A 23,901-nucleotide genomic window follows, 5' to 3' on the forward strand; every position below is an offset into this window, starting at 1 on the left:
TTGTCGCTCCCATGGGCAGCGGCAAGCGCTCCTTCGGATTGCAGGGATCTTACTTCGCCTCAGTCATTCGAAATTGATGCCGATTGCGTGCGCGGGAGGGGTATGGAGTACGCTGCCTCCAGTCCGCTCAATGACACCGCATTTGCGTCTACCGAATCCAAGGCTTCACACGCAATGGCCAATTGCTCGGCGAGCGCGGTCGAAGCCGACGTCATCGGCAAACGCAGTTCATCAGACAGCAAGCCATGCCTGGCCAGCAATGTCTTGACCGGGCCTGGGTTAGGTTCTGCAAACAGAAGCCGAATCAGCGGCATCAGGGCATGGAAAAGATGGCGGGCAACGCTCAGGCGCTGGTCAGCCACCGCGCGCCACAACGCCGAGAAGAGATCAGGCCGAATATGCGCTGACGCAACGATGGCGCCCTGCCCGCCCATGCACAGCGTGGCAAGCAGTTGGTGGTCCTCTCCCGCAAGGACAGCCAGGCGGCCATCGGCGATCAACGCCTGCGTGGTTTCAGCGTTGCCACCGCAGTCCTTGATGCCTCGGATATTGCCGTGGTTCGCCAGCGAGAGCAGCGTTTCGGCGCTCAGTGTCACCCCAGTGCGGTAAGGGATGTCATACAGCAACAGTGGTGCCCGGGATCTATCGGCCAGCTCGCGAAAGTATGCCTTCAATCCTTCCTGCGACGGTCTTATGTAGTACGGTGCAGGCGCCAGAACCCCCGCCAGCGGACGCTCGCCAATCCTGTCCAGGCGGCCCAGCACATGCCGGAGATTATTGCCAGCCAGGCCCATCATGACCGGCAACTCCCCGGCCTCGGCCAGCACGGTATCCAGAACAGCCAACTGTTCCGCCTCATCGAGTGCGGCGGCTTCGCCGGTGCTGCCGCACACCACCAGTCCCGCCAGGCCGCTGCAGCGGTAATAAGCCACTAGCCGCCGCAGTGCGACGTAATCCACCTCATCGTTGCGAAAAGGGGTGACCAGGGGTAGCCAGATACCACGATAGAGATATTCCACTTCTTGCATTGCATGCTCCGGATCGACCGATGCGGAAACCGCACAGGCAAGCGACAGAGCAAGAGGCGCTCAAGACAGTAAGGGGGAAATTGGCAGACCGTCTTCTACACTGATGCTGTTCCGTCGCTCAACTGACGGAACAGCACGCTCCGGTCAGGTGAGCGACTGTTTTTTGGATTTGGCGCGCGCGCCCCACTGCGGTTGGTTCGCAGTGAGATCAAGAGAGAGGGAGGCAAGGCGGCGGCTCATGGTTGCGCCAATCTATCTGCTTCTCTGCAATCTCGTCAAGCGCAGCCTGGAAGGCGTTTCATCATCCAATACACAATAGTCGAGCAAGACGATATTGAGCCATGGTCTGGTCCAAGCCACGGATTGAAGTCCAGACGCCAGCGCCAAACAAGCGATCGAGTGTCGACGCCGCGCCACCTCGTGGTGGCGATTGCCGGCCTCGAAATGCAGGGCGATACTGGCGAACAGTTGGCGTCCCTGTGCCACGACAGACTGGGGGAGCAAATGGGCGAGAACGCAAAAACACCAGGCACCAGCCCCGCGCATGCCGGAGCGCCGTTCGCGGAGCTACCGGGCCAGGTCGTGCTGGTACTGCAAGGCGGTGGCGCACTCGGCGCCTATCAGGTGGGCGTCTACCAGTCCCTGCATGAGGCGGGTCTCGAGCCGGAGTGGGTGATCGGCACCTCGATCGGGGCGATCAACGGGGCCATCATCGCCGGCAATCCACCAGAGCAGCGGCTCTCGCGGCTCAAGCAATTCTGGGACGGCGTTGCCTATCGCGGCGCTGCCGAAGGGAGCGGCGGCCTTCGGCAGATGGAGGACTGGCTGCGGGTACTGTCGGTGACAACCCGGGGCATTCCCTCGTTCTTCACCCCAACCCTCGATGCGTGGTGGCTGGGCGTACGCGCCACTGTCGGCCTGGCCAGGGCGGCGTTCTACTCCACTTCGCCGCTACGCGCGACTCTGGCGAGGCTGGTCGACTTCGACTACCTCAACGCCAGGCAGACAAGGCTGACGGTCGGCACGGTCAGTGTCCGCAGCGGCCGCATGCGCTACTTCACCAACCGCGACGCGCCACTGAACGTCGATCACGTGATGGCTTCGGCGGCGTTCCCTCCTGGCTTCCCTTCCGTGCAGGTCGACGGCGAGCCCTACTGGGACGGCGGCATCTATTCGAACACGCCGCTGGAAGCGATTCTCGATGACCGCCCGCGCCGCAGCTCGCTGATCTTTGCCGTGCAGCTTTGGCCCGCCAGCGGCCCGGAGCCCGATTCCATCTGGCAGGTGATGAGCCGGCTGCGGGATATCCAGTACTCCAGCCGGGCAGAATCCCATCTGGAACGGCAGCGGCAGATCCACCGCCTGCGGCATGTGATCCGCGAACTGGGCAAGCACATCCCCGAAAGCGAACGCGTGCAGGCCGACGTGCAGGAACTGCTCGGCTGGGGGTGTGGGACGACCATGCATGTGGTCGAGCTCGACGCGCCGCAACTCGATGGCAATGACATGCACCGCGATATCGACTTCTCCACGTGCGGGATCGAGCGCCGCTGGAGGGCCGGGTACGACGACACGCAACGCGCACTGGAGCGTGCCCCGTGGCGCGAGCCGCTGGACCCGATAGAGGGGATTGCCGTGCATCGGGTCAGCACGGAGATGCCGGATGGCGCGGTTGAAGCGCCTTCGCGGAGGGCTTAGCGCCTGAAGCCAAAAGCGCCCTGATGCGATCGAAGCCGCACTCTCTCGTCACTCTGACGGGATATCCGGCGCGTTTGCCGCGTGGTCCGTGGTGGGGATTTGTACCGCTCTGTATCGCGCCGCGGCGATGACACTCGCGCCGACAAACGGCGCTCGCACGCTTTACAGGCGAGATACATCGGTTTCCTTTAATGCTTTCCAAGGCCAGGCGGCGAGTTGCAACGATGCGGTCTCCGCCGGACCTCAACACTACTCATTGCTAAAGGAAATCGATCATGACTACCAACATCACCAAGCGCCTTGTCCTCGCTATCGCCCTGGTTGCCGCTGCCGCAGGTGCACAGGCTGCAGGCCTGTCGCACGTTGGCGCACGCGACCCGTTCACCGATGGTGCCCGTTCGGTCAGCGATGCACGTGACCCGTACACCGAAGGCGCCCGCTCGGTGCAGGAACCGCGCAGCCCATATGTCGACGGTGCGCGCAATGTGGATCCGTATTACGACGGCGCCCACTTTGTGGCGGGCCTGGATCAGAAGTGGCCTTCTGACGCGCCCGCTCGCAATGTCGATCCCTATCTTGACGGCGCGCTGGCGTAACGCCCTGCTCCGTTCAGAAGCGCACCGAGCGGGGAGGCTGGCCGCATGCCTGCGGCCAGCCACCGCCCAATGCGATAACGGTGTTCTCAAGGAAACGGTTGCCATACGACCCCGCTCCGACATCTCATCCGATAAACCGACTGGGGGCATCGCCCTCGTTATCGAAGGTTCTGCCACGTGTCTGCCCCTCTACGCCACCTGCCTTAAGCGCCCCCACGCGCCGACCGACGCCAGGCGCCCCGTGCAACATCCTCGACGTCTCGCTTCAACTTCCGACACATCCTCGGTCTGCTGCCGACGATGGGCCTCTTGCGCTGCTTCCCCGCCGGCACATCGTCGCCGTTGTTCAGCGCAGCATTCACCCATCACAAAAGTCCACTTCCGGAAATATGAATTGCCGCTTTAGGCGGCGTCTCCCATCGTACGGGCAACGCACCTTTCGCTGGCGGTTTCTCGCGTGCCGGCAAATCAAGATGGAGACAATGATGCTTGGACTCAGGATTGCCAGTGTGTTCATGTCTGGCCTGCTTACCACAGCGATGGTGACATCGACTGCCCACGCCACGGACGCGTACCCGTCCAGGCCGATTACCCTGGTTGTTCCTTACTCCGCCGGCGGCCCCACTGATGTGGTCTCTCGCTCGCTCGCCGCTGCCATGACGCGTGAGCTCGGTCAAAGTGTCATCGTGGAGAACCGGGTCGGCGCCGGCGGTACGGTCGCGGCAGCGTACGTTGCCCGCGCCCAGCCCGACGGCTACACCATCCTGATTCACCACAACGGGATGGCCACAGCGCCCGCGCTTTACAAAAAGCTCTCCTACGATCCGCTCAAGGACTTCGAGTACATCGGGCAAGTCGCCGATGTGCCCATGACGCTGATGGGCCGCAAAGACCTCCCGGCCTCGACGCTACCAGAGCTGATCCACTATGTTCGCCAGAACCGGGACAAGGTCTCGCTGGCAAACGCAGGCCTGGGCGCGGTATCGCAATTGTGTGGCCTGCTGTTCGAAGAGTCGGTGCAAACCAAGATGACGGCGGTTCCCTATCCCGGTGCCGGGCCCGCGCTTACTGCATTGCTGGGCGGACAAGTCGACCTGCTATGTGATCAGACGACTGCCACGCTTCCGCAGATCAAGGCCGGTCGCGTGAAGCTCTTCGGCGTCACCACGGCGCAACGGATTGCCGCGCTACCCCAGGCCCCAACGCTTCAGGAAGGCGGTCTCAAAGGCTTCGAGGTCAAGGTCTGGCACGGCATCTATGCGCCGAAAGGCACGTCGCCGAGCATCACGAAGCGCATCACGGAGGCGCTACAGAAGGGACTGCGGGACCCGGCAGTCGTAGCCAAGCTCACCGAATTGGGTGCGCAGATCGTCCCGTTGGACAAACAGACCCCGCAGGGGCTGCAGCACTGGCTGAAGGCCGAGAGCGACAAATGGCAACCGCTGTTGCGCAACCTGAAAGTTGAGGCCGACTGATTCCGCACGCGTGCAAACTGGCGACCAGTCTCGATGCGATGGCTGGTCTCTTCGGTGACGTCATAACAGATTCATAAGAAGAAGGTGACGGCCTTTAAGCTTTACGATCCGGACTGCACGTTAGTGCGAACCGAACTGGAGATGTTGCGCCAGATCCAGATTCCTCCCGCCATTCGGCCCCCGTCGCACATACCCACATCCGATCTCCAGCTCATTTCCGCCCCTTTCCGATTTGCCGCGGCCCTCAGGAAGCATTTCGCAATAGAGCTAACACAAAAACCATCGCCGTGGATCGTCATGCAGTTGGCGAGCCCTTGCATGGGCACACCGCCGCTGCAATTCCATTACCGCCGCTTCCGCCGGTTCGGGCGTATTACTGAACCGAGCGCCCAGCAGAAATTTCCGCGACCAATTTCGAATTCACCCGGTTGATTCCGTACCCAACGTCTAGTTCCATGTCTCCGATGGCGACTTGCCATGCATATCGGAGCCAAAAGTGGCCTCAATCGGAAGCGAGATTCTTCCCAAAGCAAATCCTGTAGCCTCTTGCGCTGCGTCAAGCTCACGTAACGCACTCTCAGGCGCCGAGGTCGGCCGGGGCACTGGCGAGGGCCGTTTCAATCGTGGCGCCGGATTGTCTGCGCAGGCTACAGACACTGGTGGATCGAGTTACCGCAGAGGGGGTACGGTAGTGGCCTGGAGGCCATGACGATGAGGTTACTTATGGACTTGTTAAAGGATTGGATCCTCGCCTACCGAATCACGGTCAGAAGATATCCAGCCTTGCCAGTCCACTTCTGCGGAGCAACTTTATTCGTAACGCTGGCTGCGGCATTGTCTACGCTAGTTCCCTACCTCTTGCGTGAGGCAACCAATGCTCTATCTGTAGACGCCACACATAGCGCTACAGGCTCGCCGGTGCTTCTGGCAGCCGCCTACGGACTCGCCTGGACTGCTGGTCGCGCATTCGATTGGCTGAAAGCCATACTTTCCGCGGCCATTCTTGCAAGATGTGATGCCGCATTCCATAACGCCATCTTTGCCAGACTCATCAGGGTTGATTACCAACGCCTGGCGGCAGAAGATCCGGGCAAGCTGGTTTCAGTCATCGCTCGAAGTCGCGCGGCTTTCAGTGCAATCACGTTTGCGGTGTTCTGGGCGATAGCCCCGACTGCTCTCCAGTTGATAATGTCCAGCCTCGTTCTGTGGCAGCTGACCGGCGGCGCGTTCGCTCTTGGATTTGCCATATCCATGTTGCTTCTCTTTGCCGCGACATGGTTCCTGGCGGACAAAAGCAAGAGCGCCCACGAAGAGATTTTCAGCGGTGCCGACATGCTGTCGAGCCATCTCGTTGAAAAGCTCGGATTCATGCTGGACATCAAAGTCAACAACGCGTACCTGAGAGAAGACGCCGCGTTGCACCGCATGCTCGATGTCTATATCGGTAAAGTGACCAGCGGAAACACCCACCTCGCGCTTCTGCTCGCGGCCCAATCCATCTGCACCGGCCTGTTGCTCACCCTCTTCACGGTGACGACCGCGTATGGTGTTACCCATTCGGAATTCCGCGCAGGCGATTTCGTCATGATTGTTAGCTACATCGTGACGCTAGCAATGCCTTTCACTAACCTTGCGGGGTCGTTGTCCGATCTGCGCCGCAACCATCTCGCGCTGCGCGAGAGTTTCGGACTTCTGGAGCTGCCAATCGAGCGCAGCGAATCCAACGCGCAGATCGACCGAACTGCGAACGAGGTCTGTCGCATCGAGCACGCAGTTATCGCACAAGGGGACAAGCAGCTTTTGCAGGGCGTGAACATCACCATCAGGCGGGGAGAGTTTGTCGCGCTCACTGGGCCATCGGGCGCAGGCAAATCGAGCCTGGTCCACTTGATGCTCGGACTCGCCCGACCCGCGGCTGGCACGGTCTACCTCTTTGGCGCGGACGTCAGCAAGCTGTCCATCAGCGATATCGCGCGCGAAGTCGCTGTCGCACCTCAAGCGCCGATGATCCTCACCGGCTCGCTCAGGGCGAATCTGACCTACGGCTGCGACAATCCGCCGTCAGACCACGCACTGCATCAACTCATTGCCTTGCTCGAACTGCATGAGATCGCCGCAGAAGGAATCGGCGATATCCTGGATCGCCCACTGGGCATTCAAGGCAGGGCCCTATCAGGGGGAGAACGCCAGCGTGTTGCGCTGGGCCGTGCGCTCGCGCGCCGCCCAGCGGTCATCATTCTGGATGAGCCCACGTCATCGCTCGACCCGGAACGCGAGGCGCGAGTTTTTGCCCGTGTCCGGCAACGGGTACCAACGCTAATCGTGATTACGCATCGCCATGCGCTGGTCCAGGAAGCAGATCGCGTATATCGTGTCGCGAACGGCAGCGTCCAAGAGCATTCCCCGTGCGTTGCGAACGCCGCGGGGTGACCAGCGATCTGCAGCGTGCCATGCCAGGCAGTTGCCCCTTCTACTGGTATGCGACCTGACGGCACAGCGTTTTGGCGGCTCGACCATGCCACCCACGCTTCAGTTGCGGCGTCGGATCGATGGGCTATCGAATCAACGCCCCTGCCCGGCTTTTGCCGGCACCCCGTCCAGCGAAAGCAACTCCATTCGCGCAGCATCGAATCGCGCGCACTCTGCCTTGAGCCACGTAGAGAAAATAGTCACGCGCCGATCCTCAGCGTTCCGAGAAAGCAGCATGTAGCGCGCCGGCGCGCGTACGTGCTTGCCGAAGACGTTCACCAGCCGTCCGCTCCTGATCTCGTCATAGACCAAGGCCGTACGCCCCATCGCCACCCCCTGGTGGTTCAACGCCGCGCTGATGGCAAGACTCGACAGATTGAACTGCGGCCCCTCCAGATGCGCAATCCATGCCGGGTGAAACGCCTCAAGCCATGTGCGCCATTCCACGAACTCGGCTGCGCCGACCCATGGCGATGCGTCATGCAGCAACATGACACCGTCGAGCGACGCTCCATCAGCTAACCCGGGATGCCGGGCGAGGTACTCGGGCGTGGCCACAGGAATCAGGTATTCATCCAGCAAGACGTCAGCGTGCAACTGGCTGTAGCGGACCGGGTCGTAACGCACTGCCACGTCAATATCCTCCGCGTCCATCGATTGCCTGTCCAGCGGCTGGAACTCGGCTTTCAGGCGCACGGACACATCCGGCTGCTCCCGGTGGAACTCGGTCAGACGCGGCATCAGCCATTGCAGCGCAAACGATGGCAGGCAATTGACCTGCAAAGGCGCGTTTGGCAGGCCGAGTCGCTGAATCGTCTGCTGGATGTCATGCAGCGCGCGCGTCGTCGTCTCGAACAGCGCCTCGCCCTTTGGCGTCAGCTTCAAGTTGCGCGGCTGGCGCACGAAGAGCACGTAGCCGAGACGGTCTTCCAGATGCCGAATCTGCTGGCTCACCGCGCTTTGGGTGAGGCTCAGCGATTCGGCGGCCTTGGTGAAGCTCAGCAGGCGCCCCGCGGCTTCGAAACACCGCAGCGCCCCGAGAACAGAGGAATCGAGCTGCATTCGTATTAGCCTGGCTAATGCTTGCGTTAGAAACGATCGCTATTTTTGCACGAGCGCAGGGCCTACGATCACACCTCATAAGGAATTCCTTTGGAAGGACGTAATGGCCACTCTGCCGCTCTCTGGCGACCTATTAGCAAGACTTCAATCGCGACAGCCGCTGCTTTGGCTTAATCCGAGACTGGGGCAACCCCTGCCGGCGTCCGCCCCGTCGACGGAAGAGATCGCATCGGCCGAGGCGCGTCTTGCGCGGTGTGAACCCCTCATGGCGACGCTGTTTCCGGAACTGGCCTCAAGCCATGGGCAAGTCGAATCGCAACTGATGCCCGCCACCCGACTACAGCATGCGATCGTCGGCAACGTCGGCGCCGAGGGCGCTTGGTTCATCAAGCGTGACGACGAACTACCGATTGCCGGTTCCATCAAGGCTCGCGGCGGCTTTCATGAAGTGCTGGCGATTGCCGAATCCATCGCGATCGAACACGGCATCCTCGACTCGGACGGTGACCGCCGCGTGCTGGCGACGCCGGCAGCGCGCGCGCTGTTCTCGCAATACTCGGTGAGGGTCGGCAGCACGGGCAACCTTGGCCTGAGCATCGGCGTGATGGCGGCCGCTCTCGGGTTCGATGCGGTTGTGCATATGTCCGCGGACGCCAAGGCGTGGAAGAAGGACCGCCTGCGCAAACGCGGTGTACGCGTCGTGGAACATGAAGGCGACTACGCAGAAGCCGTGGCAGCGGGCCGGGAACAGGCGCTGGCAGCGCCGCGCTGCCATTTTGTGGATGACGAGCGCTCCGCCCTGCTCTTCTTCGGATACGCTGCCGCGGCACGCCAACTGGCGCGCCAACTGGCCGAAGCCGGCCGCGTCGTGGATGCCGCGCATCCGCTCTTCGTCTATCTGCCCTGCGGAGTCGGCGGCGCACCCGGTGGTATCACTTACGGGCTCAAGGCACTGTTCGGCGAACATGTGCACTGCTTCTTCGCCGAGCCCGTGGCCTCGCCGTGCGTACTGGTGCAGTTGGCCTCAGGTGCGCAAGCTCCCGTATCCGTCTACGACATCGGCCTGGATAACCGGACCGATGCCGATGGCCTCGCGGTCGGCCAGGCATCCCATCTGGTCAGCCCGTTGATGGCCTCCCAACTCGCCGGCGTGTTCACCGTCCCCGACGATCAACTCTACGTTCAGTTGCTCGCGCTCAACACGTCGATGGGCGTGGAAGTCGAACCGTCAGCGGCCGCCGGCATCGGAGGCCCGGGCTGGCTGAGTAGCTCACCCGAAGGCCAGGCGTATGTGCGGGACCACGGACTGGACATGCGCGACGCCACGCACGTGATCTGGGCCACCGGCGGCTCGCTCGTCCCGCCCGAGGAGCTTCGGCGGTTCCAGGATTACGCTGCAATGCTGGGCGGCCATGCTTCTGGCCCGATGCAACAGGCAGCCTGACCCTCTTGTCGTCGCCCCCTAACAATAAAAGGAGACACTTTCATGGAGCAGCACGCCACGCTTTCGCCCGACGTTCGGGGGCAGACTGAGACTTACGCGTTCGAAGACGCCACCTACCGCAAGGTCGCTCTGCGCTTCATCCCGTTCCTGATGCTGTGCTACGTCGTCGCGTATCTCGATCGCGTGAATATCGGCATCGCCAAGCTCAACATGCTGGCCGACCTGCAATTCAGCGAGGCGGCCTATGGGCTCGGCGCGGGGCTGTTCTTTATCGGCTACATGCTGTTCGAGGTGCCGAGCAACCTCATCATGCATCGTGTCGGGGCCCGACTCTGGATTGCCCGCATCATGATCTCCTGGGGCCTGCTCTCCGGACTCATGGCATTTGTCGCGACACCGTGGCAGTTCTACATGGTTCGCTTCCTGCTCGGCGTCGCGGAAGCCGGCTTCTACCCCGGCGTGATCCTCTATCTGACGTACTGGTTTCCGAATCGCCGCCGCGCCAAGGTCACGGCCATATTCCAGGCGGGCATTCCAATCGCCGGCTTGCTCGGCAGCCCTTTGTCGGGCTGGATCCTGGAGCGCTTTCACCAGGTCGGGGGTCACGCCGGCTGGCAATGGGTGTTTGTGCTCGAAGCCCTGCCGACGATCCCGCTGGCCATCGGCGTGCTGTGGATCCTGACGGATCGCGTCAAGGACGCCAAATGGCTGACACCCGCGCAACGCCAGTTGATCGAGAACGATATCGCGCAGGATGATCATGGCCGGGAACACATGCCACTGACCGGCATCCTGCGCGACATGCGCATCTGCAAGATCATCCTGATGACGTTTCCGGCGATGATGGCGTTGTACACACTCGGCTTCTACCTGCCCACGCTGATCAAGGACGCAGGGGCGGTCAGTGGCGTGCAGATCGGCCTGCTCAGCGCAATTCCGTATTGCGTGGCCGTAGTGGCCATGGTGCTGGTGGGGCGGAGTTCGGATCGGCATGGAGAGCGTCGCTGGCACCTTGCCGGCATCATGCTGGTGGGCGCCTTCGGGCTCGTGGCGAGCGTTTTCGCGGGGCAGAATCTCGTACTCGCCGTGATCTCGCTGTCGATCGCGGCGGCTGGGATCATCAGCTTCTCGCCGATCATGTGGACATTGCCGACGGCATTCCTCGGCGGGGCCACGGCAGCGGCGTGCATCGGTGCGATCAACAGCCTGGCGAACCTTGGCGGCTTCGTCAGCCCGTACCTGATCGGCTGGATCCGCGACACGTACCACAGCACCGCGCCGGCCATCTTTATCATCGCCGGGGCGCTTGTCGCCGGCGCCCTGATCGCCCTAAGCTTTGATCCAAAGAAGGTCAATCGCTGATCGCGCGCAAAACATACCTTCCGGAGACATTCCCGTGACTTCAGACCAATTGCCCGTCCGCCTGGCCGTTGCCGGACTCATCCACGAGACCAACACGTACGCCGCCGAATTCGCGGGCATGACGCCGCTGCGCGCGTTCGAGCAGTATCGGGGCGACGAGATCCTGGTGGCGTTCGACAAATCGAATCATCAGGTGGGCGGCTTTATCGAAGGCGCGTGCAGGACCGGCGCCACGCTCATTCCCACCTATGTCGGGCAGGCGACGCCCTCGGGCACGATCGAAGCCGGCGCGTATGCCGCCATGAAGCAAGACATCCTCGAAGGCATTCGCGCTGCGCTGCCGGTTGACGGCGTGCTGCTGGCCCTGCATGGCGCCGGTGTCGCCGACGGCACTGAAGACGTCGAAGGCGATCTGGCGCTTGCCGTTCGTGCGCTGGTCGGGCCGGGTGTCCCGATTGCCGCGGTCTACGATTTGCACGGCAACATGACGGACGCGATGCGCGACGCTTGCGACCTGACGTTGCCGTGCAAGCTGTATCCGCATACCGACTTCCATGACCGGGGCGTCGAAGCCGTCGCGCTGCTGCTTGAGATGATTCGGGGCGGGCTCACACCGGTCACCGCAATGCGACGCCTGCCGATGCTGCCGTACATCGTGACGACACAAGACGGGTTCATCCCGGCGGAAGTCAACGACGTTTGCCGGAAGCTGGCCGCACAGCCCGGCGTCATCGACTGCTCGTGGTTCCACGGTTTCCCCTACGCGGATATCGCGGCCCCCTGCCCGGCGGTCGTGTGCACCACAACCGGAGACGCCGCGCTTGCGCAGCGTTGCGTCGACGAAGTCGCGCAATGGATCTGGTCGCATCGCGAGGCGTTCCGTCCGACGTTTCCGACCCCCGCACAGGGCGTCGCCCTTGCCCTGTCGGCGGCAGAGGGGCCTGTCGTTGTCAACGAGTACGCAGACAACCCGGGCGGCGGCACACCCGGAGACGGCACGCATCTGCTTCGCGCGTTACTGGACGCCAATCCGCCCGCCGGCACGTGCTGCTTCGCGTCCATTAACGATGCCAGCGTGGTTGCACAAGCACAGCGCGCGGGTCTCGGTGCCACGATCAGGGTCTCACTGGGCGGTAAGCAAGGCCGCTTCCAGGGCGCGCCGATCGAGGCCGATGCCTATGTGAAATGCATCACGGATGGGCGTTTCGTGAATCGCCCTGGTTCGATGTTTGAAGGGGTTCGCTTTGACCTGGGGGTGATGTGTCGCCTCATCATCGACGGCGTCGATGTCATCGTGGCTTCGCGTGCGGAGCAGATCTTTGATGTCGAGCCGTTTGCGATGCATGGGGTGGACGTCACTGGGTACAAGGTCGTTGCGATCAAGGGGGCCAATCACTTCCGCGCGGGATATCGGACGGTGGCTAAGCAGATTATCTCCGTCGACAGTGAAGGCTTGAGTACGGCTGCGATTGCGTCGTTTCCGCGTGAAAGGCTTGTTGGGAAGTTTTGGCCTTTGTCGGACGAGGTTCAGTTTGATGGCGGAGCCATATCTGATGACAGCAACACAACCAGGTCATCAACTAGCTAAGCGACCCGCTCCTGAGCGCCGACAACCAGTCGCCAACCGAAATATGAAGGCGTTGCCAGCCCCGCCATCGTTGCCATCGTGAAGCCTCGACTCCTTCTACGATAGTGATTGCACGGGCGTATTCATCGGTAACCCAAGAATTTCGACACCTAGCAAACGGTCTGCGTCTAGATCAAAGGGAAGTACCTGTAGCTGCAAGCCGGGCTCAAACTCAAAAGGAGGTAACGGTGCTCCGAAAGACGCGGAGCGTGGGTAGATCAACGCCATTTCCCCCCTGCCATTCAAGTATTTGTGGCCATACGCGAAAAGCTGATACAGGTCGCCCTGGTTGATGCCGTATTTGTGTTCGCGGTCGGCCGCATTCAGTCGCTTCCACTTGGCATCCAGCACCCAACGCTGGCCAGCAGAGCCAATATAGATATCGGGTTCCAGGCGAAACATGGCTTGATCCTCGTGGCGGCACAGTGATTCAAACTTCGCCGGCGTACGTAGATCGATACCGCGCCGCAAATGCCGACGCAGCCAAGCCGCCAGATAGCGCTCAAACAGCTTCTCCATGGGAAACAGTAGGCTTAGCCCCCAGTGGTTACCCAGCAAGGCCAGCGGCATCTCTTGTTTCAAGATTAGTTCGCACCATGGTCTAACGAACTGGTAGTGAGCAAGTAGCCGACCAGTGCCCCACGCTTCAAAATCGCGATCCACGTGTCGACTGGCGGGCACCTCCGCCATGCGCACGCTCAGTTCTTGGGCTAATCGCCAGTTCTCAGGGGATTGCGTGGCGACGCGCACTCGGTCCAGAGCAAGACGAAGTAGCCGATTTTCGGCCCGGTCCGGCAGGTAGATGTCGTGCTGTATCTGAAAAAGGTGTGCCTTGCCTGGCGGCTGTTGCAGTTGACGACGCAAGTCCAGTTGGCCACGAAGGAAAGGCGACTCCTCCGCGATGCGCTGATAATCGAATCGCAACCCACGCTGCAACAAGTGGTCCAGTTCGTCAAGAAAGCGCTTCATGACCCATTCTGTCAGCGGTGCGTCGAACAGCTCAATCGGAGCCGCCTCTCCCTCGCGCGCTGGTATGTCAAGCAGAGCCTGCACCATCTTGCGAAGCAAAGTCCGGCAGGTTGCCGGGCTGTCACCCGCTTCATGAAGTTTGGGCAGAATCTCGATCGTGGTGCCACAAGGGGTGTGCAATACGCCCACGTAGCTGTCCAGCTTCAAACGTCGCCTACCCGCAACCTGCAGCATTGGCGCACCGTTGCGAACAAACGACTCACTCAACTGGCAAAGGTAGTCGAATGCACTCTCGCTGACTTGCGCGCAGTCCAAGGAGGCAGACACGGGCTCGGTGCATAGCCACGCGTGCTCCCGGACAATAATGACGGTATTCACGCGATGGCGTCGTGGTCGATCACACCAAGATAGCTCTTGGCTGACAGGAAGGCTGATTTGTTGACGCTCCAGATATTGGTACGTTGCGACACGTTGACCTCAGTCCCAAACAGCTCAGCCGTATCGATCGGGCGTTTCGAGATGAACTGATGCTCGGCCGGCTTGCGATGATCGTTTAGTACCCACTGGATACGCTGCCAATCCTCGAAGAAGTACTCCTGCAACAGCGGCAGCACCTGATTTTGGAATATCTCAGCCAGTTTTCCCAGTGACGTGTCAGCCTTCAGGGGCATAAAGTAGGCATGTCCGAGGCAATGATCACGGTCCAACAATACTTCGATACGCTGGTTCAATGTGGCGAGAAGCAATGCAACGTCAATGCCCTCGATATTGACCCCCTTCAAGCGTGCCGGCGTCGGCGGCATCTCGCGGAACACAAAACGCCGCCGAAGCGCGATATCCAGACCCGTCAGTGACCGGTCGGCCGTATTCATGGTACCAATCAAGTAAACGTTGTCCGGGACACTAAAGGGATCCTTCGAATAGGGCAACACCGCCTCCGTCGCCTCGGATGCCCCCGCGCGCTTGCTCGGTTCGATCAGCGTGATCAACTCGCCGAATATGCGTGAGATATTGCCACGGTTAATCTCATCGATTACCAATACACGTGGTTCGCCTTCCGCGGGTGCGGCTTCACCTCGAGCACGTGCCTCGGCAGTGTTCAGCAGTGTCTGGAGCTTCCCAAGATCGATCGAATGCCCACGCAGCTCGTACAGCGTCATCTGGCTGAATTGAGACTTCATCAGCTCGGTATGTGGCAATGAAGGTTCGTACTGTCGCAGCCACCGTACCGTGCGAGCTTGACAGTAGGCATCCTCATAAACGTCATGCTGGCGGAACTGGTAGTCGCCGGTAATTTCACCGATGGCACGGAACTTGAAGTTGCCATCGCTGATGATCAACAGGTCGCCGACTTTCATGCGCGTCACGAATGCCGATACACTGGTAACCGCGTAATCGGTGCTCGAATTTGTGATTGACTCGCCGGCGTCCTTAAACCGCGCCACGACATCCTTTCGGCTCCGGCATCCGCTAAAGTCGACGGCGCCACCGTATCCTAGCAAGGCCACGCCATCCTTGATGCACTCGTCGAAAATCCCCGCGTCTTCTCCCAGGGTATTTCCCAATGACATCTTCCAAATCTTGCGCCCCGCGATGCTCAGTGTATCGTCGTCGCCGCGTCTGGTTACGACCTTGGCCTTGGCGGCGTCACACAACCGCTTGAAAACGCCGTCGCGGATTTCGTAGCGAACCTGGCCTGTTGCGTCGTCAGTGAAGGCACGCAGGCCTTCCACGAAATCCTCATAACTGAAGCTTTGGTGGAATGTCACAAATTGCACGCGCTGCAGTTCCTGCAACTCGCGGAAACGCGCCGTCAATGCTTCACGTTGATCATCTTCGCCGTGTGCCTGCAAGAATCCGGGATCTAGGATCTCCATTGCAGCATTGATAGTGGCGAACGTTTTGCCGGTCCCAGGAGGACCATAGAGGATCTGGTTAAGCGGCACCGGGAGCTGGGCAAGTTGAAACGCCGTCGGACTCTCTTCCACTGGGTCTTCCGGGTCAGCGTCGTCGGGCGCCTCCTTCTCCTTTACTGGAGCAATGCCCAGCCCCTTGCTGTATAAGGCCCGCATGAATCCCACGGGAGTCACGTCAGGATATGTCTGGCGTACAAGCCGCAAATACTCCAACAGGAGCATGGCTCGTGCGACGGGTCGCCGTGCCGCCGGGATTTCCGTTGCCGGGTAACCAAGCTCGACTAAAAAATGTCCGACATGCTCTGACGAGCAGATGGGCAACATCTCGTTCGGATGATAAGCCGCCAGCAGACGAAGCTTACGACCGTCGCCCACGGTACAACGAGGGGGCACCATTGCACGCTGGTATATCTGCGTATCGTCATCAATCCACGACAGGTCTTGCGTCACGTCTGCCTTGGCGATACACGCTTGCACGCGAAGGGTGTACGCCAGCGCGGCTTCGTCGGACATATCCTTCAGGCGGCGGTGCTTGTAGACGCTGCCGTCCTCAAGAAAGTAAAGCAGATGCCCACGCGATGTTCCTGGCAAATAGCGGCCGAGCACCGGCCGAAGTCCTTGCTCTAGCCACCAGCAAAACGAGTTGCTGTCACCCTTTCCAATACAGTACTCGCCCACATTCATATCCTGCAGCCGATCGGCAGGAAAACGTTCGATGAATGTCTGATATTCGGCGGCGCTTGTTGGCGCGTAGTTCGCCGCCGGTCCCATTGCCTCTAGTTCTTTCAACAGGCGCTGGAAGTTGTCATTGGTCTTCGGATTCATACCAGGGAATAGTCGGCCAAGTTATACCTTGCGAGGGCAAGCGGACATTCTAACGTCTCAGACCGCGTTTTAACCTTCGTTCCGCTCCCCTCGGCAGAAGGGGTTTAAGCACCATGCAACGGAGCCGTTATGCTTCCGATCACGAAGAAATTGCGATGCGATTACGAGCCACGCAACGAATTCCTCGTAGCCTGAGAATGACTTGCCTCCGGAGGCCTTACATCTCGCATTGCATAACCGTGTCGGCCCGCTCACTGAGAAGCATCGCCAGTCCCCCCGCCACGTTGGATGTGCATGTTTGGGGGGGACACGTGAGCGTATCTGGATGAGCTTTGGGAATCCTTCTACAGGCCTGCTGGGAAGGCTTGGCTGACATGAGAATCAAGCGAGGCGAATGCCGCGCATCTAACGCTTTCAGTTGCGCAAGCGCTCACTGAGAAGGACATGCCTTGGCTGCATTGGACGAGTGGTGTCGGAGATTTGATCTGCTCGGCGTCGGCAGAAACACATTTCCCCTCCGCCATTTGGCGGATTCCCTGCCCTGACCCGCTGGCAAACAATCGTCAGATGTAACCACGATCCCTTGCAGGACCGCCGGTCGGCTGGGGAACGCGCTCGACGGAGGCGATTCATGTCTGTAGCAGCAATTTGCAGAGCACAGCAGGAATGGGCGGCGAACCGGGGCATCGCCTTTGACGCGCGCGGTTATGTTCCCGATTTGGACCTGAATCTGATGCGCCCCCTCTCGCCAGCAACATTCGCAGCGTTTGCAAATGGCGACGGTGGCGAACTGCTGGAGCGTGGAGACAAGCCAGCAAAGATGCGAGCCCTGCATTCGTCCTCTGCGCTGGCCGCGAACATCTTCGATTTCTGGACCGATTGCGCCGATGCCACGCCATTGATGAAAGCGCTGGCTCTGCCCTCCCGCCCGACCGCGGCGCTGTTCGAATCCAAACTCCCCACCGGAGTCGACAGTCACGCCAACCTCGATGTGTGCCTGCCACTGGAGGACGGCATCATGGCCGGCGTGGAGAGCAAGTTCACGGAGTGGCTGCGCGGCAAAGCGACGCGAGCGGGGGAAGCGTTTAGGCCGCCATACCTTGCCCAGGGGCGCGGCCGCTGGGAACACGTCGGGTTGCAGCGGGCTCAGGCGCTCGCGGAAGCCTTGCAAGCGGGGCGGGAGGCGTTCCGGCACATTGGAGCGCCGCAACTACTAAAGCATGCCGTTGCGCTTGCCCGTCAATACGAAGACCGGTGGGTGCTGCGCTATGTGTACTTCGATTGGCCGGGACCAAATGGGGAAAGTCATCGGGACGAGATCCGGCGTTTCCAGGAACTGGTGGGTGACGAACTGAGGTTCCAAGCCATCAGTTATCAAGCGATCTTTGGGGAGCTTTGTTCAGCTAGTCGACCAGAGTATCAGCCCTATCTGGCGTATCTGGGGGAGAGATACTTTCGCCAGCCGATGGGCTAGGTGATCCGGATAGATCAGCGCGGCACGTGGGTTGTGGTACCGCAATGCAGAGTTGTCTCATTGGCGGCAGTATCCGCAATCCTTAGCCTAGCTGTCGGTGCTGAACACACCCCCGCAGCGTTGCCACGTCCGACAGTCGTGGCGTGTCTTCCATAGCTTTCTGCTAAGGCCGGGCAGCGCGCATCGATATAAGACCCGAAAGGGGAAACATGCGGGCCGATCTGCGGGCGGTGTTCAAGTGCCCGGCCGCCCAGCTTGCACGGGCGAATCCAAGTTTCAAATTAGGAGTTCGCTATGCGGAAGGCATCTTCCACTGCGCACATGCGCACATTTACGACCAGTTACAGGAATTTTCGCGTCAAGGCAACTGAAGGGAACCGCTATAGCGGGATGCGATGCGTTCCATGGATTCGGATGGGGGGAGTATGGTTGGAACAGGCAGGCTTCAAGATTGGGCAAGTGCTCAAAGTGGAAGTACGGAATAAGGTCGTCGTAATTTCCTCGGAATAGCCGCAGCGGGAAGGGATTCGTAGGTGCTTTGCTGCGGATCCCCCAATGCCTGCCAGTGACAACAAAGAGCGCCAAGGAAATCTACGAAGTGCTAATCGCCCAGTACTGGTGCGCATGAACAAACGGAGGCGGTACCTCAGGCAGCTGCGGCTCTATCGAGTTGTTTTCAGCCTCTTGAGATGGCGTGAGCAATTCTGCTGACGTACGGCAAAAGGCGGACAGATATATTTATGAATCTTGAAAATTGTCCGCCCCCTAGTCTGCCAAAACCACCATAGCGCTGGCACTCAGACAGGCCACTATTATCAAACGCGCTAGCCAGAGTGGGAGTTACTAGCTGCGAATAAGGACGCCCTCGTCCATTCGACTGATTGCTTTCGCAACGATCGCCCGAGACAGAATAGACGAAATTCCACCTTGATCTCTAGACGCGTAGAACTCAAGGTGTCTTTCAGCCCGACTGGCGCCAAGATAAACTTGGGAAACAAACTTTCTCAGTGCTGCGGCCGAATATGGGCCATCTGGTACTGCGCCTTGGTTCACGTCAATAAGAAGGACCGTATCAAACTGGAGACCGGCCACGAACTCTGGCATGCTGAAGATGAACTTCCGTTGGCTGAAACTTACGCTACTCGCTTCCTCACGAGAAGTGATTGATACGAATGTATCTTGAAGCTCCTCAAAGTTCAAATAGCGCACAAAGAGATCATTGCTTGCGCAGAGCACCGCAATTCGACCCTTTCTACCAAGTTCACGCTGCAGGGCACGCGCACGTTGAAATACCAGCGTGTAGGTGGCGACCAACGACTTTGTTTCACAGACAGTTGGTATTGGGCCGTCATCGATCCTAGAAATACCGCTATATTTTGGCCACTCCTCATCAAGGTCTTGCCCTGGAAAAGACTCATCAATGAATGCCAATGTCTTTGCGATTTGGGGCGTATACCTAAATACATCGACAAGCTCAATCTTCTCGACCTTACCCAAGCGAGCGTCCCGCCAATAGTCCAAGCGTTTCGCCTCGGCGCTCGGTAAATTTAGGAACGTATCGCGAGGTGACTGTTTTGCATCGTACGCCAAAAATACCGACGGATCCCCTTCAGGCGATCGAATCAAATGCCTAAGCACCAATCGCTCCTGGCGATTGAAGAGATGTAACTCATCAACAAAAATTGCATCGTATCCCTCCGATTCTCGTGTCGCCTCCCATCGAAAACTGTCCAAATGATTAAGGAAATCGGTCACCATCTGATCGCCACCAATTGCCTTTTTTTCTCTCAGCAGCTGTCTAAATCTTTCATACAGCGCCAAGATAACCTCGCGCTCTTCTCGGGACTGAAGAACCATCATCCAGCCTTTCCGCCGCTCGCCCAGATACTGGTCCCGCCGTGCAGAGCTTGCGCGAATACCCTCAGCATCGAGCACGCACGCAAACTCATTCAGAACTTCCCACAGGAAAAACCGGCGCTCTAGTGAATCGGGATTGGCCTCCATATAGGCAACAAACGGCGCCGAACAGCATGCTCTGTAGGTGATCCAGTCCCCCTGTCGATAACTCTCAATCACCTCATTCAAATACTCCGCTTGGGCGAGACGACCGGCCTGCCCATCCAGTGAAACTGGCGTCAATTCGTCGAGGTTGTAGCGCATTTGTCGATTTGCCAACGCATAAAGCGTGGAAATCACAAGCTTCGGATGAGACGCTGCCAGGAACTCAAGCGCGGCGTCGGGTTCCATGCCCAACATCAAGCGCTCAATTCCATCTGCGGTAGACGCTGCATGCGTCAGGAACAGGAAGCGCTTATCGCCTCCAGTTCCAACTGCAGTTTTCAGATCGCGCAGACATTTGACAGCCATTGCGATAGTCTTCCCCGTGCCTGCAGGGCCAACCAAGCGAACGCTACTGGAGAGGGGATGATCGACAAATCGGCGCTGGGCCGGAGTGAGGCGCGTGGCATACCATTCTTCGACAGAGAGTGGTCCAAACATCTTGCTCGTCAGTCCATCCAAGTCGACCTTGTTTGCGATTCCTTCCTGCAAGTCGGTCCGGCCCAGTTCGGTAAGGGATGCTGTCAATGCCGCGCCGAGCCCATTAATTGCTTCCTCAAGCAGCGCCGCCGGAGCATCAGCTGCGAAAAGGTCGCGAAGTCCGCTACGGTCTAGATGAAAGGCGAAAACATGATGTATGCCTTCACGTTGAGTTATCTCCAGGAAAATACGCCCAGAGTGCGTCCGCCCCCCGTTGGCACTTCGAGCAAAGCGATCAGCCTGAAAGGACAGACGATTCTTGGTGTGAAACGATTTCCATGACTGAGGGATCGATCTGTTGCGACCGGGCATCATCGAGGTGGCGCAGCGCATAATGCGCAGCAGGGCCTCCTCGCGTGACGCATTGGCAAGCCCATTGAGTGGGCCGGAATCTTCCAAACTGATAGTGAGCAGTCCATCACTGCCCGCCTGATACTTCCTCGAAAGAACGTACCCGTGATCGTTCACCATGACACAAAACATGATCGCATCTGACGACGGCAACTTTAGGTTGTCGACAATCTCGTCTAGCTCGATTTGACCAGAAGCGGCGGCCGTTAGCGACTTCTCATCAAATGTGATTGTTTTCATCATTTCACCCACTCTTGGATACTAAATTCAGTCGCGATCGTTTTTCGGCCAAACTCATACTCTGCAGGAAGACCGATCTTTGAGTACAAGGATCCGAAGGCCTGCGAGATAGCATATTTGAATGTTGGATGGAGCCTACCGACTCGAAGCATCGCGTCTTTATAGTTGTGATCGGTCACGCGATAGCAAACTGTTTCGTGAGGCACCGCTACTAGCTGCCGAAGCAACACCACCGCACCATCACTGGAAATTTTTGGGATGGACGTCAGAAAAAATACATCCTCCGGAAGGTTTTCAATGTCTTTCTGTGCATCTGCAAGGACTTCCGTGCGGCAAATATCGGCATCCTTATTTTGCGCGATCGCCCTGTACTTAATATAGCGTAGCAATGAGTCTGAAACTTCCTCGTCTTCAAGGCAGGCAAATGCCTCCTTGAACGTGTTCATTGCCTTTACGAATTTCTTGCAATCATTGGTTGGAATATCGAGTTGCGCGGCCAATACTTCAGGTGTCTCTCTCTTGATCCAGGCGACAACGGCCTCTGCGGTCAGCTTGCTGGCTTGGCCAATCTTCGCAGTGTGCCATTTCGCAACTTGCGATCGAATCTTCTCGATTTCAGCCTTACTCAGTCGACTTAGCTTCTTATCGGCCCAAATGGTGCACAGATACTCCTGTAGTGGCACGACACGCAGACAAGCCAACTGCTTACCGAATTTTCCTTTGCTGATATCACAATCCGCAGTAATAACTAAGCAGACCTCCTGTTTCCCCTCGAAGTCTGGGCGAGTCAGCAAGAAGTCGCCCTGCCTAACCTCCAGGGAGACCTCCGGGATGAACCACTCCGCCCAAGCCGCATTTCCGTCCATCTTAATCAGACCTCATTGTGAATTCTTTGGCGACTCAATCTCAATCCTACACGTACGTGTATGGTGAGCGAAAAATGGACAGATCTATCTCTGATCTAGATCTGCCCCTTTTTTCTCGGTGCTTGCAAGGCCTCAGTTGGAGGTGCCATTTCGACAACCTGCTAGGCAGCCACCACGCTGTACTGCTAAGACGCATTACCTCGTCTGCTCACACGCTTCGCCGTCGGCGAGGTGCGGGGAGATTGAGTGGTAGACGAAGTGGCGAGTGCCTTTAGCGCCATGGTGAACGGTTCCGTTCTTAACGTTGCATTCTCCAAATCCCCATTGGCAGCCCGCAAGACCGATTCGGAGGCTGCCCTGAACATTAACTCCGACTCAGTTGGATCCCAGAGCTTCGCAATGACCGGCCTACAAACTCTCTCCATCGCATTAGAGTTTACTTTAGGCAAGGGGGACGGTATTTCGCTTAGCCGCATTGCGAACATTATTTCGTAACGCGCCACGCGAAATTTACTATCCAAAATCCCATTTCGGAATAAGTACTCCAAACGATACGCCGCCAACGCGGAAAAGAAATACGGCTCGAGCTTGTCACCATTAGCGAATATCTCTTCACCCACGCGATCCAAGATCCGACGATAGCTGCGAGTAGCACGATGCGGCTCTTCGAGAAACATAGAAGCAAAGGCTCTAATAAGCGCACCAGGCGTAACAACTCGCGTTTTTTCAATTCCCGCAACATTATTGTATTGACGCGAGCGACGCTCATAATAAAGCCGATGCGCATCATCAAATGCACTAAAATAGGCCTCTAGTTTTTTCTGAAAGTCAGACAAAGCGAGCAACTGCTCCTCCCTCACCTCGGTCTGGCGATTCGTGGCCTTGATAATCGCCGCAATTACATCTTCGTTGCGGGTAGCGATAAGCCTTAGCGGCACCATTACACTGTCATCAATAGCGCCTCGCTGATCGTATAGGACGTGGCTCGTCTGACAACCATTTACTATCTGATAGTCCTCTATATAAAACCGATTTGCAGTCGAGCGCAATGTTTTCGCAATAACAGTCACGCCGTTATTCATTAGCGCAAAGCGAGAGCGCATCGAATCAGCAGACAGAGTTTCCTTGATCTCCGTATTGACGGGATTAAAGTCCTGCCAATCTCGCACATTATCATAGAAGATGCCTCGAAGCATTTCACCATCTTCATCCTTGATAAGGCTAAGAAACTGCGTAGCAGGAAGAAGTCCAATATACGCCTCGGTAACGCCGTCAATCTCCGGTATCACTGTCTTCTGCGCGAACTCAAATTCGCGAGAAACCGAATTTCTACTCTCGCGGTTTAGACGCTGAATCCCATCCGCATCGACCGGAATAAACTCAACAGCCCTAAATATTCTCAGAGAATTTAAATCTTCGATCGCGGCTTTTCTTCGCGCCTCGAGTGCCGTGTCACCTACCCATGCTCCCGTAGTGACGTAGTACAGCTTACACAATGGCCGCCCTCGGCTAAATTTGCTACTGTGCCGGTAAATTTCCGCCATCACTTTCGCCAACTTGGCGATTTCCTTACCCCTCGGTAACGCTGGAACGTCCTTAAAAAAATCGGAAACCCCGAAGGCGAACTGACCGATCTTCGCAGTTTCAAAGGCAGACGATCTTTCTGCCTGCACGAAAACAAACGTGACATCAAGATAGCCATTCCGATCGACATACTCTTGTACGGCAGCAGGATCATCGACGAGCGCACCGTTGACGATGATTGCTATCGCATCTATACCCGTGTCACCACCAGACCCCGTTATCAGATCGAGCGTATCAAATCCGTCCGAAAGCGATCGACCCACAGTCAAGAACGTAGCAAAGTGCTCGAATTGCTTATCTTCAGCGAGTCTGGAAAGATTTTGCTCAGCGCAAAACTCGTCCAGAAGTGATTTCGTTATACGATCCATGGAAACTCG

General features: G+C 58.4%; 16 protein-coding genes. 9 read left to right on the plus strand and 7 right to left on the minus strand.

Going from position 1 to position 23,901, the window contains the following annotated elements; all coding sequences use genetic code 11:
* Positions 1–59: 59 nt before the first annotated feature.
* Complete coding sequence (gene dapA / locus AC3FKG_RS02900; RefSeq protein WP_488742372.1) at positions 60–1,028, minus strand: 4-hydroxy-tetrahydrodipicolinate synthase; 969 nt, start codon at positions 1,026–1,028, stop codon at positions 60–62.
* Positions 1,029–1,532: 504 nt separating this feature from the next.
* On the opposite strand from dapA, the gene AC3FKG_RS02905 reads away from it, so the two are divergent.
* The 4 genes from AC3FKG_RS02905 to AC3FKG_RS02920 all read left to right on the plus strand — a co-directional run bounded on the left by AC3FKG_RS02905 (position 1,533) and on the right by AC3FKG_RS02920 (position 7,227).
* Complete coding sequence (locus AC3FKG_RS02905) at positions 1,533–2,726, plus strand: patatin-like phospholipase family protein (protein ID WP_488742414.1); 1,194 nt, start codon at positions 1,533–1,535, stop codon at positions 2,724–2,726.
* 275 nt (positions 2,727–3,001) lie between these two features.
* Complete coding sequence (locus AC3FKG_RS02910) at positions 3,002–3,322, plus strand: hydroxyquinol 1,2-dioxygenase (protein ID WP_483709369.1); 321 nt, start codon at positions 3,002–3,004, stop codon at positions 3,320–3,322.
* Between the two features lie 515 nt (positions 3,323–3,837).
* Positions 3,838–4,797, plus strand: a complete 960-nt coding sequence (locus AC3FKG_RS02915; protein ID WP_483711541.1) for a tripartite tricarboxylate transporter substrate-binding protein — start codon at positions 3,838–3,840, stop codon at positions 4,795–4,797.
* Positions 4,798–5,520: 723 nt separating this feature from the next.
* Positions 5,521–7,227: an ATP-binding cassette domain-containing protein gene (locus tag AC3FKG_RS02920; protein WP_488742373.1), complete on the plus strand. Its 1,707-nt coding sequence runs from the start codon at positions 5,521–5,523 to the stop codon at positions 7,225–7,227.
* Between the two features lie 132 nt (positions 7,228–7,359).
* Here the strand turns inward: AC3FKG_RS02920 and AC3FKG_RS02925 are convergent, their stop codons facing one another.
* Positions 7,360–8,334: a LysR substrate-binding domain-containing protein gene (locus AC3FKG_RS02925; RefSeq protein WP_483711542.1), complete on the minus strand. Its 975-nt coding sequence runs from the start codon at positions 8,332–8,334 to the stop codon at positions 7,360–7,362.
* 97 nt (positions 8,335–8,431) lie between these two features.
* Here AC3FKG_RS02925 and dsdA point away from each other — a divergent pair, with 97 nt between their 5' ends.
* The 3 genes from dsdA to AC3FKG_RS02940 are packed head-to-tail and all read left to right on the plus strand — an operon-like array spanning position 8,432 to position 12,722.
* Entirely contained in the window at positions 8,432–9,772 is a 1,341-nt protein-coding gene (gene dsdA / locus AC3FKG_RS02930; RefSeq protein WP_488742374.1) for a D-serine ammonia-lyase, read from the plus strand.
* A gap of 42 nt (positions 9,773–9,814) precedes the next feature.
* Positions 9,815–11,134, plus strand: coding sequence for an MFS transporter (locus tag AC3FKG_RS02935; RefSeq protein ID WP_488742375.1), 1,320 nt, complete (start codon positions 9,815–9,817; stop codon positions 11,132–11,134).
* A 34-nt stretch (positions 11,135–11,168) separates the two neighbouring features.
* Complete coding sequence (locus tag AC3FKG_RS02940; RefSeq protein WP_488742376.1) at positions 11,169–12,722, plus strand: M81 family metallopeptidase; 1,554 nt, start codon at positions 11,169–11,171, stop codon at positions 12,720–12,722.
* Between the two features lie 96 nt (positions 12,723–12,818).
* Here AC3FKG_RS02940 and AC3FKG_RS02945 read toward each other — a convergent pair whose 3' ends face one another.
* Complete coding sequence (locus tag AC3FKG_RS02945) at positions 12,819–14,108, minus strand: McrC family protein (protein WP_488742377.1); 1,290 nt, start codon at positions 14,106–14,108, stop codon at positions 12,819–12,821.
* Positions 14,105–16,471, minus strand: coding sequence for an AAA family ATPase (locus AC3FKG_RS02950; RefSeq protein WP_488742378.1), 2,367 nt, complete (start codon positions 16,469–16,471; stop codon positions 14,105–14,107). Before AC3FKG_RS02950 ends, AC3FKG_RS02945 begins: the two co-directional genes overlap by 4 nt.
* 631 nt (positions 16,472–17,102) lie before the next feature.
* Between AC3FKG_RS02950 and AC3FKG_RS02955 the strand changes: the two genes are divergently transcribed.
* Both AC3FKG_RS02955 and AC3FKG_RS02960 read left to right on the plus strand, forming a co-directional pair.
* Positions 17,103–17,945 carry a PGN_0703 family putative restriction endonuclease gene (locus AC3FKG_RS02955; RefSeq protein WP_488742379.1) on the plus strand — a complete coding sequence of 281 codons (843 nt, stop codon included), beginning with the start codon at positions 17,103–17,105 and terminating at the stop codon, positions 17,943–17,945.
* A 390-nt stretch (positions 17,946–18,335) separates the two neighbouring features.
* Positions 18,336–18,455, plus strand: coding sequence for a SymE family type I addiction module toxin (locus AC3FKG_RS02960; RefSeq protein ID WP_488742415.1), 120 nt, complete (start codon positions 18,336–18,338; stop codon positions 18,453–18,455).
* 333 nt (positions 18,456–18,788) lie between these two features.
* Here AC3FKG_RS02960 and AC3FKG_RS02965 read toward each other — a convergent pair whose 3' ends face one another.
* The 3 genes from AC3FKG_RS02965 to AC3FKG_RS02975 form a co-directional block, all read right to left on the minus strand.
* Positions 18,789–21,077, minus strand: coding sequence for a UvrD-helicase domain-containing protein (locus AC3FKG_RS02965; protein WP_488742380.1), 2,289 nt, complete (start codon positions 21,075–21,077; stop codon positions 18,789–18,791).
* Entirely contained in the window at positions 21,074–21,940 is an 867-nt protein-coding gene (locus AC3FKG_RS02970; RefSeq protein WP_488742381.1) for a hypothetical protein, read from the minus strand. Before AC3FKG_RS02970 ends, AC3FKG_RS02965 begins: the two co-directional genes overlap by 4 nt.
* A gap of 185 nt (positions 21,941–22,125) precedes the next feature.
* Positions 22,126–23,892: an AIPR family protein gene (locus AC3FKG_RS02975; RefSeq protein ID WP_488742382.1), complete on the minus strand. Its 1,767-nt coding sequence runs from the start codon at positions 23,890–23,892 to the stop codon at positions 22,126–22,128.
* Positions 23,893–23,901 lie beyond the last annotated feature (9 nt).

The organism is Cupriavidus sp. 22TCCZM04-2 (assembly GCF_057798895.1).